The sequence below is a fragment of the Kitasatospora sp. NPDC059160 genome (assembly GCF_042755465.1).
In the GTDB taxonomy this organism is placed as follows: Bacteria; Actinomycetota; Actinomycetes; order Streptomycetales; family Streptomycetaceae; genus Kitasatospora.
In genome coordinates this window covers 1-13,188 of the sequence record NZ_JBHZCN010000067.1, presented here as the reverse complement: position 1 = coordinate 13,188, position 13,188 = coordinate 1, and the positions used below count along the sequence as shown (strand labels likewise).

General features: G+C 75.0%; 11 protein-coding genes. 5 read left to right on the top strand and 6 right to left on the bottom strand.

The features are described 5' to 3' along the window. Positions 1–138: 138 nt before the first annotated feature. Complete coding sequence (gene asnB / locus ACFXOZ_RS26395) at positions 139–1,992, bottom strand: asparagine synthase (glutamine-hydrolyzing) (RefSeq protein WP_380593017.1); 1,854 nt, start codon at positions 1,990–1,992, stop codon at positions 139–141. A 194-nt stretch (positions 1,993–2,186) separates the two neighbouring features. Here asnB and ACFXOZ_RS26390 point away from each other — a divergent pair, with 194 nt between their 5' ends. Both ACFXOZ_RS26390 and glmS read left to right on the top strand, forming a co-directional pair. Continuing rightward, positions 2,187–2,462 (top strand): hypothetical protein, encoded by a 276-nt coding sequence (locus ACFXOZ_RS26390; RefSeq protein ID WP_360237016.1) that lies wholly within the window; start codon positions 2,187–2,189, stop codon positions 2,460–2,462. A gap of 39 nt (positions 2,463–2,501) precedes the next feature. Further along, positions 2,502–4,328: a glutamine--fructose-6-phosphate transaminase (isomerizing) gene (gene glmS, locus ACFXOZ_RS26385; protein WP_380593016.1), complete on the top strand. Its 1,827-nt coding sequence runs from the start codon at positions 2,502–2,504 to the stop codon at positions 4,326–4,328. Positions 4,329–4,389: 61 nt separating this feature from the next. On the opposite strand, the gene ACFXOZ_RS26380 is transcribed toward glmS, so the two are convergent. Further along, positions 4,390–5,898 carry a serine/threonine-protein kinase gene (locus ACFXOZ_RS26380; RefSeq protein WP_380593015.1) on the bottom strand — a complete coding sequence of 503 codons (1,509 nt, stop codon included), beginning with the start codon at positions 5,896–5,898 and terminating at the stop codon, positions 4,390–4,392. Between the two features lie 388 nt (positions 5,899–6,286). Continuing rightward, a complete protein-coding gene (locus ACFXOZ_RS26375; protein WP_380527669.1) occupies positions 6,287–7,681 on the bottom strand; it encodes a DUF2254 domain-containing protein in 1,395 nt (464 codons plus the stop codon). A gap of 106 nt (positions 7,682–7,787) precedes the next feature. Between ACFXOZ_RS26375 and ACFXOZ_RS26370 the strand changes: the two genes are divergently transcribed. Further along, positions 7,788–8,453, top strand: coding sequence for a HEAT repeat domain-containing protein (locus tag ACFXOZ_RS26370; RefSeq protein ID WP_380527666.1), 666 nt, complete (start codon positions 7,788–7,790; stop codon positions 8,451–8,453). A 53-nt stretch (positions 8,454–8,506) separates the two neighbouring features. Beyond that, the gene (locus tag ACFXOZ_RS26365) at positions 8,507–9,553 is read left to right on the top strand and encodes a HEAT repeat domain-containing protein (protein WP_375886007.1); all 1,047 of its coding nucleotides are present in this window, start codon (positions 8,507–8,509) and stop codon (positions 9,551–9,553) included. A 54-nt stretch (positions 9,554–9,607) separates the two neighbouring features. Here the strand turns inward: ACFXOZ_RS26365 and ACFXOZ_RS26360 are convergent, their stop codons facing one another. Further along, positions 9,608–11,068: a hypothetical protein gene (locus ACFXOZ_RS26360; RefSeq protein WP_380593014.1), complete on the bottom strand. Its 1,461-nt coding sequence runs from the start codon at positions 11,066–11,068 to the stop codon at positions 9,608–9,610. 31 nt (positions 11,069–11,099) lie between these two features. Here ACFXOZ_RS26360 and ACFXOZ_RS26355 point away from each other — a divergent pair, with 31 nt between their 5' ends. Then, positions 11,100–11,273, top strand: a complete 174-nt coding sequence (locus ACFXOZ_RS26355) for a hypothetical protein (protein ID WP_375886011.1) — start codon at positions 11,100–11,102, stop codon at positions 11,271–11,273. A gap of 50 nt (positions 11,274–11,323) precedes the next feature. Here the strand turns inward: ACFXOZ_RS26355 and ACFXOZ_RS26350 are convergent, their stop codons facing one another. Both ACFXOZ_RS26350 and ACFXOZ_RS26345 read right to left on the bottom strand, forming a co-directional pair. Continuing rightward, positions 11,324–12,244: a glutaminase gene (locus tag ACFXOZ_RS26350; RefSeq protein WP_375886202.1), complete on the bottom strand. Its 921-nt coding sequence runs from the start codon at positions 12,242–12,244 to the stop codon at positions 11,324–11,326. A gap of 156 nt (positions 12,245–12,400) precedes the next feature. Then, on the bottom strand, positions 12,401–13,111 hold the full coding sequence (locus tag ACFXOZ_RS26345; protein WP_380593013.1) for a DUF3152 domain-containing protein: 711 nt from the start codon (positions 13,109–13,111) through the stop codon (positions 12,401–12,403). Positions 13,112–13,188 lie beyond the last annotated feature (77 nt).

The following is a 13,188-nucleotide window of genomic DNA, read 5'->3' as shown; positions in this document are numbered from 1 at the left end:
CCCGCCACCCTCTCGGCGGGCCGCCCGGGGGGGCGGGGCCGGCCCCCGGCGGGGGGGGCCCGGGGCGGCCCCCCCCGTACGGAGGGGTCCGCCGCGGGCCGGGCGTGCGTTCCGCCGTTCGGGCGGGGGGACGGTGCGTCAGAGCTCCAGCGTCACGCGGTACTCCGTCAGCCAGACGTCGAGGTCCAGCGCCAGGTCGACGCCCAGCCGCACCGACCCGGGGTCGGTGTCGGGGGCGAGCGCGTCGGCCAGCCGCCGCCGGTCCAGCAGCTCCAGTGCCGGGGAGGTCCGTTCGGCGGCGAGCCGGGAGAGGTCGGCGCGCAGCAGCTGCGGGTAGCGCGGGTCGGCGGTGATCGGGTACGCGCTCTTGACCCGGTCGGCGACCTCGGCCGGCAGCAGGTCCCGGACGGCGGCGCGCAGCAGGCTCTTCTGCTGCCCGTCGAAGGCCTTCATCGCCCACGGCGTGTTGAAGACGTACTGGACCAGCCGGTGGTCGCAGAACGGCACCCGCACCTCCAGCCCGCCGGCCCGGCTCATCCGCTCGTTGCGGTCGAGCAGCACACCGGAGAAGCGGGTGAGGTTGAGGTACGAGATCTCCCGCATCCGCCGTTCCACCGGGTCGGCCGCGGGCAGGTGCGGGACTTCGGCGAGCGCCTCCCGGTACTGGGTGCGGCGGTGGCCGGCCAGGTCGAGCTTGCGCACCAGGTCGGCGTCGAGCAGCTGCTCGCGCGGGGCGGAGCCCGGGACGGCCAGGCCGCCGTCGAGCCGGGCGGCCCAGGGGAAGTCGTCGGCGGCGATCGCGACCGGGTCGTGGAACCAGGGGTAGCCGCCGAACAGCTCGTCCGCGGCCTCGCCGGACAGGGCGACGGCGGCCCGCTCCCGGACGCGGCGGAAGAGCAGCAGCAGGGCGGCGTCCAGGTCGGCGAGCCCGCCCGGGAGGTCCCGGGCGCGCAGCACGGCGTGACTGCGGCGCAGCTCGGTGAGCTCGGCGGCGTCCAGCGCGATCACGTCGTGCTCGGCGCCGACGTGCCGGGCGAGCATCCGGGCGTACGGGCCGTCCGGTGTCGAGCGGGCCGGGTCGGGGTGGAGGTCCTCGTCCCGGCCGGTGAAGTCCACCGCGAGGGTGCGCAGCGGGCCGGCCCCCGCCCGGCGCAGCGCCGCCGCGGCCAGGGCGGTGAGGGCGCTGGAGTCCAGGCCGCCGGAGAGCAGCGAGCAGAGCGGCAGGTCCGAGTCGAGCTGGCGGTGGACGATGTCCTCCAGCAGGGCCCGGACGGTGGCGATCGTGGACTCCAGGGAGTCGACGTGCTCGCGCGCCTCCAGCCCCCAGTAGCGGCGCTCCGTGACGCCGCCGCGGCGCACCCGGACCAGGTGCCCGGGCCGGACCTCGTGGACGCCCCGGTACGGGGTGGTGCCGGGCGTGCGGGTGAGGGAGAGCAGTTCGCGCAGCCCGTCCAGGTCGACCACCGCGCGGACCGCGGGGTGGGCCAGCACCGCCCTGGCCCCGGAGCCGAACACCACGCCGTCCGGGGTGGGGTGGTAGTGCAGCGGTTTGACGCCCAGCCGGTCGCGGACCAGCAGCAGCTCCTCGTGCCGGGAGTCCCAGATCGCGAAGGCGTACGCGCCGTTGAGCCGCTCGGCCAGGCCCTCGCCCCACTCCAGGTAGCCGAGCAGCACGACCTCGGCGGCGTCCCGGGTGCGGAAGCGGTGGCCGGCCGCCTCCAGTTCCGCGCGCAGTTCGCGCTGGTTGTGGACCTCGCCGGTGAGGGCGAGCACGGCCAGTGGGCGGCCGTCGTGCTCGACGGACAGCGGCCGCGCCCCGCCGTCGGTGCCGGCCGCGCCGGGGCGGCGGCGGCCGAGTGCGGCGTGCGGCTCCAGGTGGACGCCGCCGGCGTCCGGGCCGCGGCAGACCTGGGTGGCCGTCATGGCCTCGAGGACGTCGTGCTCGGCGGTGAGGTCGCGGTCGAAGGCGACCCATCCGGTGATCCCGCACATCAGCAAGCCCTCCGGTCTTCGGGTACGTGTGGCGGGGGTCACGCTACGGGCGCCCTCGGCGCGGCATCAAGAGCCTGTCCGGAAGGTGACGGCCAGGGGTCCGCGCGGTTACCCGGGCCGAAAGTCGCCGAGCCTGCCCGAATTCGGGCAAGATCTTTGGCTTCGGTGCGCCGGGAGACCTAGAGTTCTCATTCGTGCCGAGCTCACCCCACCCTCACGAAGACCTCCTCGCCCACCTCTCCCGGACCAGCCCGCTCGGGCCCCGGGAAGCGGCGCGGGTCGTGGCGGAGGTGCTGGCGTACTTCTCCGAGACCACCGAGGAGTACGTCCGTCGCCGCCACGGCGAGCTGCAGGCACGCGGCCTCACCAACGAACGGATCTTCGCCCGGCTCGCCGAGGAGCTGCCCGCCCGCCGCGTCGCGGCGCCGGAGCTCTCGGCCCGTCAGCTGCGCCGGATCGTCTACGGCTGAGCCCCGGGTTCATTCGCTATTTACTGGAGGAGTCCACGCATGTGCGGAATCGTGGCCTACATCGGCCCCAAGGACGCGACCCCCTTCCTGCTGGAAGGACTGGCCCGGCTGGAGTACCGCGGCTACGACTCGGCCGGCGTCGCCGTCGCCGGGCGCACCGGCGGCATCAAGCTCCGCAAGGTGAAGGGCCGGGTCGCCGACCTCGCCGCCGCCGTGCCGGCCCGCTTCAAGGGCGGCACCGGAATCGGCCACACCCGCTGGGCCACCCACGGCGTGCCCAGCGACGCCAACGCGCACCCGCACCTGGACAACGCCGAGCGGATCGCCGTCGTGCACAACGGCATCATCGAGAACGCCGACGAACTGCGCGCCAAGCTCGCCGCCGACGGCGCGGTCTTCCGCTCCGAGACCGACACCGAGGTGCTCTCCCACCTGATCGCCGCGCACACCGCCGAGGGCGTCGAGCTGGAGGACGCCGTCCGCGCCGCGCTCGGCCGGGTCGTCGGCACCTACGGCATCGCGGTGCTCGACGCCGAGCAGCCCGACCGCATCGTGGTCGCCCGCAACGGCAGCCCGATCGTGCTCGGCATCGGTGAGAAGGAGATGTTCGCCGCCTCCGACGTCTCCGCCCTGGTCCGCTACACCCGCCAGGTGGTGCACCTGGAGGACGGCGAGCTCGCCACCGTCCGCGCCGACGGCTTCCGCACCTTCACCGCGGACGCCCGCACCACCCACCGCCAGCCGTCCACCGTCGACTGGGAGATCGACTCCTTCGACATCGGCGGCTACGACCACTACCTGCTCAAGGAGATCCACGAGCAGCCCACCTCCGTCGAGCGCACCCTCAGCGGCCGGCTCGACGAGCGGTTCAGCACCGCCCACCTCGGCGGCCTCAACCTGGACGCCCGCGAACTGCGCGAGATCCGCCGGGTGAAGATCCTCGGCTGCGGATCCGCCTACTACGCGGGCGAGATGGGCGCCCAGCTGATCGAGGAGCTGTCCCGCATCCCCGCCCACAGCGAGCCCGCCTCGGAGTTCCGCTACCGCAACCCGGTGATCGAGGCCGACACCCTGTACGTCGCGGTCAGCCAGTCCGGCGAGACCTACGACACGCTGGCCGCCGTCCAGGAGATCAAGCGCAAGGGCGGCCGCGTCCTCGGCGTCGTGAACACCGTGGGCAGCGCGATCGCCCGCGAGTGCGACGGCGGCATCTACCTGCACGCCGGGCCCGAGGTGTCCGTCGCCTCCACCAAGGCCTTCACCTCCACCGTGGTCGCCTTCGCCCTGCTCGCCCTGCACTTCGGCCGGATCCACGACCTCTCGCCGGCCGACGGCCGCCGGATCGTCTCCGCCCTCCAGGCGCTGCCCGACCAGATCCGCGAGGTGCTCGACCAGTCCGACGCGATCGCGAAGCTGGCGGCCGAGTACGCCGACTCCGCCGGGATGATGTTCATCGGCCGGGTCCGCGGCTACCCGGTGGCCCGGGAGGGCGCGCAGAAGCTCAAGGAGATCTCCTACGTCCACGCCGAGGCCTACCCGGCGAGCGAGCTCAAGCACGGGCCGCTGGCCCTGATCAGCCCCGAGCTGCCGACCGTGGCCCTCGTCCCGGACGACGAGCTGCTCGACAAGAACCTCACCACCCTCGGCGAGATCAAGGCCCGCTCCGGCCGGGTCATCGCGGTCGCCCACCGCCGGCCCGAGGACAAGCTGGCCGACCACTGCATCCTGGTCCCCAAGAGCGAGCCGGAGCTGGACCCGCTGCTCCTCAACATCCCGCTCCAGCTGCTCGCCTACCACGCGGCGGTCGCCCTCGGCCGGGACGTGGACAAGCCGCGGAACCTGGCGAAGAGCGTGACGGTGGAGTAGCCGTCAGGCGTTCGAACCCCGGGCCCCGGTCGCTGTGCGGACGACCGGGGCCCGGCCGCCGTCAGGCCCGGTTCGCGCGCGCCGTCCGGACGTGCTGCCAGATCAGGGCGGCCAGGGTCAGCACGGCGGCGGCGTGCAGCAGCCACCAGCCGGCCCCGAAGGTCAGCGTGAGGTTCGCCTGCACCGCGGGCGGCAGGGTGTGGAAGACGTCGGCGTCCTGGGCGCGCAGGGTGACGTCGACGATGCCGAGCACAGCCGGGAGCGGCAGGGCGCAGAGGTAGCCGAACCTGCGCAGCGGCCCCCACGGGCGGTACGGCAGGACGGCCGCGCAGACCAGGGCCAGTACGGCGGGCACCAGCCACGGCCAGGGCATGAACAGGAAGCCCCGGCCCGTGCCGGGGAAGTCGTCGAGCCCGAGCGCGGAGTGCAGCGGGAAGCCCGACCCGGACGCGTGGTTGATGGCGGCGACCGTCTGCGGGGTCATGTTCCCGCCGGCCGCGATGCTGACGGTGCCGCCGGTGAGCAGCATCGACACGCCGTACACGGCCAGCAGCCCGGCCGGCACCAGGACGGACGCGAGCAGGCGCTCCCGCCGGCCGGTCGCCGGGGGCCGGCCCGGTTCCCCCGGCGGGACCGGGAGGGTCGGCGGGGTGACCGGCTGGGTGGCGAGCGCGGTCGGCGGGTGCGCGGGCCGGGCCGGCGGCACCGGCCGGTGCGGTTGCCGGGGCCGCTGCCCGGCGAGCAGGGCGGCCGCCTGCGCCCCGGTGAGGCGGGCGTTCGGGTCCTTCGCCAGCAGGCCGTCGATCAGCGGGGCCAGCGGGCCGGCCAGGGTCATCGGCGGCGGCTGTTCGAACAGCACCGCGGTGAGCGTCGCGACCGGGGTGTCCCGGCGGAACGGCGGTCGGCCCTCGGCGGCCTGGTAGAGCGTGGCGCCGAGCGAGAACAGGTCGCCCGCCGGGGCCGCGGGGCTGCCGTGGGCGCGCTCGGGGGCGAGGTAGTCGACCGAGCCGATGAAGGCGCCCGAGGCGGTGAGGGCGGTCTGGTCCTGCTGCACGGCGATCCCGAAGTCGGCGAGCAGCACGCCGCCGTCGTCGGCCAGCATGATGTTCGCCGGCTTCACGTCGCGGTGCACGATCCCCGCCCGGTGCGCGGCGTCGAGCGCGGCGAGGACGGCCTCGGCGACCGTCACCGTGTCGGCGGTCGGGAGCGGGCCCTCCCCGGCGATCCGCTCCTCCAGGGACCGGCCGACGATCAGCTGCATCACCGTCCACGGGGCGCCGTCGTCGACCACCACGTCGTGGACGCCGACGACGTTCGGGTGGTCGCGCAGCCGGGCCGCGTGCCGGGCCTCCCGCTGGGCGCGCAGCAGGCGCTCGGAGTGCTCCTCGGGCGAGGCGGCGGGCGGCAGTCGGACCTCCTTGACGGCCACGTCCACGCCGAGCACCTCGTCGTGGGCCTGCCAGACGCTGCCGAAACCGCCCGCCCCGAGCCGCCGCGCCAGCCGGTACCGGCCGCCGACCAGCCGCCCCGCCGAGGTCACGGCCGTACCGCCGTCCCCGCTGTCCGCCACCGTCGGTTCCCCCGTTCCTCGGCCTGCACGTCCGCCACAGTCTGGCAGAGCCGGTACGGCCGACGGCGGGGGAGGGCGGGTGACGGGGGAGGGCCGCGGCGGTGCGGAGTCGGTGGGGCTTCGGGATGCCGACGGGTTGTCATGACTGAAACACCGTCGGGCTGGGCATAACGACGTGGACCCACCGAAGGGCCCGGCTGACGCTCCCCCACGAGCGCAACCGGGCCCCGGGCCGGCGATCGGGCCTGGGCGTGACTCCCCCCACGGAGTGGCGACCAGGCCCGCAGCGTGTTCAACCAGCGATACGCAGAGTACATGTCATATCCACGTAGCGCTACCGAGTTCCGCGCTTCCGTTCCGGGCCCCGAGCGGGCCCCGGGGGCGGGGGTCAGTTCGCGCGGCCGGCCCGGGCGTAGGCCGCCAGGACCGAGAGGTAGCGCCGCCGGACGTCGTCGCGGTCGGCGGCCTCCGGGACCGACTCCCGGTTCAGGCGTTCGATCATCTCCGCCTGCTGGAGCAGGACCCGGCGCTGCTGTTCGGTCCGGGTCTCCGCCATGATCTCGGCCAGCGCGTCCAGCTGGCGGATCAGGACGGCGGGCATGCCGGGGGCGGCCTGGCGGATCTTCTCGAACGACCGCTGGACCAGCCGCTCGTAGCTCACCGGGACGGTCATCACCCGGACGTACCCGGCCTCGTCGCGGTGGACGGGGTTCGGGTCCCAGCGGGCGGCGATCCGGCACAGGCCCTCGCCCAGCCAGTCGATGCAGGTCAGGGTGGTGAAGGTGTCGTTGACCGCGGTGGACAGGGCCCGGATGGCGATCTCCACCAACTGGTCGACGGCGAAGGCGATGTCCTGGGCGAGGGTGCGGGTCGACCCGACGACGTGGGCGCGGGCGAAGCTGCGGGCCACCTCGGGCGCGGCCGCCGGCGGCCAGACGGTGGCCAGCGGGTGGCCCTGGACGAGGAAGTGCCCCGGCCGGTGGTCCAGCCGGATGACGGCGTCGAGCTCCGCGGCCATCCGGACGAGCGTGCGGTGCCGGACGAACTGGAGGTAGCCGCTGGCGGGGGCCGGGACCGTCGCCCCCGAGGTGTCCAGCCGGACGTTCAGCTCCGCGGCCGTCGGCCCCGCGCCGCCCCCGGCAGGCCGGTCCGGCCCGCCCGCGCCCGCCTCGATCGCCTCCGACAGCTCCGCCGCGATGCTCGCGATCACCCGGGGCAGCTGAATGGAGGTGGCGATGTGGTGGATGAAGAAGATCAGTACGGCGAGGTCGAGCATGACCAGCACCATGCACACGGTGATGGACAGGTGGGGGACGAAGTCGCCCCTCGGGCCGGGCCCGATGACGACCAGCGAGAGGATCGCGAAGACGAACGTCCCGACGAAGGTGCCCAGGGTCATCTGGGTGGTGCGGTCCCGGATGAAGGTGCGCAGCATGCGCGGCCCGAACTGGGTGGAGGCCAGCGTGAGCGTCACGATCATGATCGAGAACACCACGCCGACCACGGTGATCAGCGCCGCCGCGATCGCCGCCAGGACCTGCCGCGCCGAGTCCGCCGTCCCGCTGATCACCCAGGACGGCAGCCCCAGCGTCCCGTCGTACGCCCCCCGGTCCAGCGAGACCGTGACCGCGAACAGGGCCGCGGCGAACCCGACCTCCAGGATCGGGACGACCCACAGATTGGTCCGCAGCGCCTCGCGCCGCCACTGCGCCTCCAGGTGGACACCGCGGATCACCTCGCCCACCTCCGTACGCCCGGCCCGCCGGTACACCCCCTCGATCACCCAATCTAGGGTCCCGGCGGCCTCCCGGCTCGGCGTCCGCCCAGCCCGTACGGCTTGACCTTGACACGGTGACAAGCCCTTCACTGGTCTCCAGGAGGTGGTCCCGATGACGACGTCGACCGAGGACGAGAACACGATGCGGGTGTGGAAGGGGCTGGCGCACGACGACCCGTCGGTGCGGCTGCGGGCCGCGCTGGCCGTCGGGACGAACCCGGACCCGGGGTTCGTCGACGGGCTGGTCGAGCGGTGCGCCGTCGAGCCCGACTTCCCGGTGCGGGAGATGCTCACCTGGGCGCTCACCCGCCACCCGGCGGCGGTGACCGTCCCGCCGCTGCTCGACGAGGTCCGCTCGGAGCGTGCCCAGGCACGGAGCCAGGCGCTGCACACCCTGTCCAAGATCGGGGACCGGCGGGCCTGGCCGGCCGTCACCCCGGCGCTGCTGTCCGACCCCGACGAGGAGGTGGCCCGCAGCGCCTGGCGGGCCGCGGTCGTGCTGGCGCCCGAGGACGAGCGGCCCGCCCTGGCCGTAGGGTTGGCGGCGCAGCTCGGGCGCGGCGGCCGGGAGACGCAGCTGAGCCTCAGTCGGGCGCTGGTCGCGCTCGGGGAGGCGGCGGCCCCGGTCCTGACCGCCGCGACGACGGACCCCGACCCCCGGGTGCGCGCCCACGCGCTCGCCACGGAGGCGCTGCGCCGCGACCCGGACGCCGGCTTCGAGTCGGCGATCGAGGAGGCGAAGCGGATCGCCGTCCTCGGGACCGAACGGGACGGGTAGCGGGGGATGTCGATCGGTGGCGGACGGTGTGGACGGTGTGGACGGTGTGGGCGGTGCTGATCGGTGAAGTCGCCCGGCGGTCCGGGGTCAGTGCCCGGATGCTCAGGCACTACGAGTCGCTCGGCCTGGTGCGGCCCTCGGGCCGTACCGGCTCCGGCTACCGGGAGTACTCCGACGCGGACATCCGGCGGATCTTCCACATCGAGAGCCTGCGCTCGCTCGGCCTGTCGCTGCACGACGTCGGGCGGGCGCTCGACGACCCGGGCTTCGCGCCCTCGGGGCTGGTCGACGACCTCGTCGCCCGCACGCTGGAGCGCATCGCGGCGGAGAGCGAGCTGCTGACGCGGCTGCGCCGGATCGGTGCGGCGGAGCCCGGCGGCTGGGAGGACGTCCTGCGGACCGTGGCGCTCCTGCGCGGGCTGGAGTCGGGGAGCGCGGGGGCGCGGCAGCGCGCGGCCCTGGCGGCGGTCGAGGAGGCCCCCGTCCCCCTGGAGGCACTGGCCGAGGCGGTGCTGGCCGAGTCGGACCCGAACGCCGCCGGGGCCCTGCGGTGGGCCTTGGCACGGGCCGGCGAGGCGGCGGTGGCCCTGCTGGCGCCGGGCCTCGGCTCGCCCTCGGCCGAGGTGCGGGAACGCGCCGTCCGGTCCCTCGCCGAGATCCCGGACGAGGCGGCGACCGCACTGCTGCGGGACGCCCTGGCCGGCCCCGATCCGGTGGTCCGCGGGTACGCGGCCCTGGCGCTCGGGGCCAGGCGGGTGGCCGACGCCGTCCCGACGCTCATCGACATGATCGTCGAGGAGCGGAACGACGCCGACGCGGCCGACGCGCTGGCCGCGCTGGCGAACGGCGGCGCCGGGGGCGGTGCTGCCGGTGTCGGTGCTGCCGTTGATCCCGTCCTGGCGGACCGGATCGCCGGGCGGCTCGTCGAGCGGCTGGCCCGGGACGGGGTGGACGAGCCCGCCCGGCGGCGGCTGACCCAGGCGCTCGCGGACATCCCGGGGAGCACGGCGACGCGCGCGCTCGCCGGGCTGGCGCGGGACGGTGACCGGGTGGTCGCGCTCACGGCGGCGTACGTGCTCACGCTGCGCGGCGCGCGGTAGCGGACTCCCGCGCGGCCGCGCAGTGGCTGTGGGCGGTCGGTGGCGGTGGGCCGGTCAGCCGGCGCTGCTGATCCGCAGGATGCCGGTGGTGGTGCCCTGGTAGACCACGCCGCCGGGGGCGATGGAGCCGACCATCTGGAGGGTGTCGAAGAGGAATCCCGCGCCGAGGTAGTGGGTGCGGGTGACGGCGCCGGTGCTCGGGTCGACCTCGGCGTAGTCGTACGGATCGAGGATCGAGGTGGCGTCGGTGCCGGGGATGACCGGCCGGCGCAGCACGGTGTGGAGCAGACCGTCACCGGTGGACAGTCTCGGCACGGCGGCGGAGCGCACCGTGGTGTCCCAGACGAGGTCGCAGCCGGAGCCGTCGGAGCGGACGTCGACCCGGCTGAGACCGCCGGAGAAGCGGCCGGAGGCGGGCACGCTCGGGCCGGCGTCGGCGGGCAGCTTGGGGTACGGGTAGCCGTAGGTGCTGGCGACGAAGACGGCGTTCCCGGCGCCGACCGGGGAGTTCTCGCTGCCGCTGCCGCCCGCCCTGAGGACGGGGACGGAGCAGACCTCGGAGCCGTCGGCGGTGCGGTAGACCAGCAGGTGCACGGTCGGCGCGGCGTTGTCGACGACGGTGACGTAGTCGGTGCCGGTGCGCGGGCCGAAGAAGGTCGGCGTGGAGCCGGTGCCCCAGCTGAGCTGTCCGGGCTTGCGGCCCGGCCCGCGGTCGTACGGCCGCCGCCAGGCGATGCGCGGAGTGCCGTCGGCCCCCGCGGTCAGCAGATAGGTGGCGTGGGTGGTGGCCACCAGCGTGCCGGCCGGGGCGGTGGAGAGGGAGTTGGCGACCTTCTCCCCGGCCGGGAGGGCGAGGGTGCGGACGGTGCCGGTGCGGTCGTCGGCGGTGCCGACGACCCCGCCGCCGGTGGCGAACCAGACCCGGCCCTGCCAGTCCGGGGACAGGCCGGTCACGGCGTCGCCCTCGGGCACGGCGCCGGCCAGCGACAGCCGGCTGTCCACGGTCAGCGCCCAGGCGCCGGTGGCGGTGCGGTGGTGGCCGATCCGCAGCAGGTCGCGGTTGCCGTCCACCACCACCAGGCGGTCGTCCTGGTCCAGGTAGGCGTACACGCCGCCGAGCAACGAGCCCTTGGCGATGGGGAGTTCGGCTACGGAACCGCCGTCGGCCGGGTCGAGCAGGTGGACCGTCGGGACGAGGCCGAAGATCGTGGTGCAGAGCGCGACCGGGCGTCCGTCCGAGCCGACCAGCACCGTCGGGCAGGCGGACTGGAGGGCCACCCGCTCGGAGTCGAGCGGGCCGGGCTTCGGGCCGGGCAGCGGGGTGGCGTCGGAGGAGCCGGTGTCGCCGTGCATGGTGGCGGTGCCGTCGGGCCCCGCGTACGGGTTGTGCGGGGGGAGCGGACCGAACGGGCCGTCGGCGTGGGCAGGAGCAGGAGCAGGGGCGGGGTCCGCGAGGGCGGGGACCGGGAGGGCCAGCAGGGCGGCGGTCACGAGTGCGGGCAGCGCGAGGCGCATGGGAGTTCCCGTCGGGAGAGGTGTGGACGGCGTGGTGGTGCACGTGATCGCCCGGGTGGGGGTTCCCGACGGCGCCGGGGGCGCCGGGCTGATCACCGCGTCAGAGCGCGCGGTGACAGATCGCCGAGCACGCGTGCCCGAGGTCGACGTCGAGTCGACGGCTCAGGTGCGTGTGGCGGTTCATGCGGCCAGCATGGACCACTGACACTTTGTCGCACAAGCGTCCGTCCGGCCCGTGGGACCGGGTGGTGCGGGTCAGAAGACCGAGCAGCCGGAGAGGGTGGTGAGGGTGTCCAGGGCGGTCACGGCGGCGACCGAGTTGCCGGCCTGGTCGAGGCGGGGGCCCCAGGCGCAGACGGCCGCGCGGCCGGGCAGTATGGCGAGGACGCCGCCGCCGACGCCGCTCTTGCCGGGCAGGCCGACGCGGAAGGCGAACTCGCCGGCGGCGTCGTAGGTGCCGCAGGTGAGCAGGACGGCGTTGAGGCGCTTGGCCTCGCCGCGGCTCATCAGGCGGGTGCCGTCGGTGCGCACGCCGTAGCGGGCGAGGAAGGCGCCGGCGAGCACGAGGTCGCGGCAGCTGGCGGCGATCGCGCAGTGCGCGTAGTAGTGGTCCAGCACGGTGTCGACCGGGTTCCGCAGATTGCCGTGGCTGGCGATGAAGTGGGCGAGCGCGGCGTTGCGGTGGCCGTGCTCGGCCTCGGAGGCGGCGACCACCGGGTCGGTGTCCAGCAGCCGGTTGCCGGACTCGCGGCGCAGGAACTGCCGTACGGCGCCGGAGGCGTCGCCGGTCAGGGACTGCAGGCGGTCGGTGACCACCAGGGCGCCCGCGTTGATGAACGGATTGCGCGGGATGCCGTGCTCGGTCTCCAGCTGGACCAGCGAGTTGAAGGGGTTGCCGGAGGGCTCCCGGCCGACGCCCCGCCAGAGGTCCTCGCCGCCGTCGGGGCTGTAGGCGAGGGCGAGGGCGAGCGAGAACAGCTTGGAGACGCTCTGGATCGAGAACGGCCGCTCCCAGTCGCCGACGCCGTGCAGCTCGCCGTCGACGGTGGCCACGGCCATGCCGAAGGCCTCCGGGTCGGCCTCGGCGAGGGCCGGGATGTAGTCGGCGACGTGGCCCCGGCCCGTGGTCGCCCGGGCGGCCGCCTCGGCGGCGGCCAGCAGGACGGGGTAGTCCAGGTTCTCCACATCGAACAAGGTTCTTCACTCCACGCGCGGACGGGTACGGACGGGTATGGACGGGTACGGGCACCGTCCGACCTGTGATTATCCGTCTTCGGGGGAGTGCTGTGCGCCAGGCGGGGGTGCGGTGCGTGGCGTGCCGGGAGGCCGGCGCTACGGCGCGTCGGTCGGCGCCTGGACCGGCGGGCCGGTCAGCAGGGTGCCGGAGTCCGTGTAGGGCCAGCCGTTCGGGACGCAGCCGTGCAGGCCCTTGATCTGCTGCATCATCACCGGCGCCGGGGCGCCCGGGCCCGGGCAGTCGACGTGGCCGTTGCCGAGGATGTGCCCGACCTCGTGGTTGATCGCCAGCGCGTGGTACAGCTCCGGCTGGTTCCGGTAGAACTCGGACAACTCGGTCCACCGCTTGAGGTTGATCACCACCTGGTGCTGGACGCCGCAGTTGACCCAGCCGCCGGTGTCCAGCCCGTACTGGCCGCAGATCCGGTCGGTGGAGCCCGGGGTCGCCAGGTAGACCGTGAAGTCCACCGGGTCGGCGGCCATCCGCTCGAAGGACGCGGTGCCCCCGGCCGCCCAGCCGCGCCGGGTGTCGCCGAGGACGGCGTCCACCTCGGCGGCGAACTGCGCCGGGCTCTCCGCGATGCCGTCCTCCACCCGCACCTTGTAGCGGTACAGGTGCTCCCCGGTGCCGAAGCGGGCGGAGCCGCCGGGGGCGGTGGTGAAGGCCAGCGGCGCGGGCTCGCCGCTGCGCCAGGGCTGCCACCACAGCAGGCCGGCGGTCACCGCCGCGACCAGGGCCAGGGCGAGCGCGGCGTGCCAGGGCCGCAGGCGCCGCCAACGGCGCGGGCGGGCACGCGGCGCCCGCATCGGCCGGTGCCCGCCGCCGCCCCGCCGGGGGGGCGGCGGGTTGGGGGGGGGGGGGGCGCGGGGGGGGGGGGCCGGGT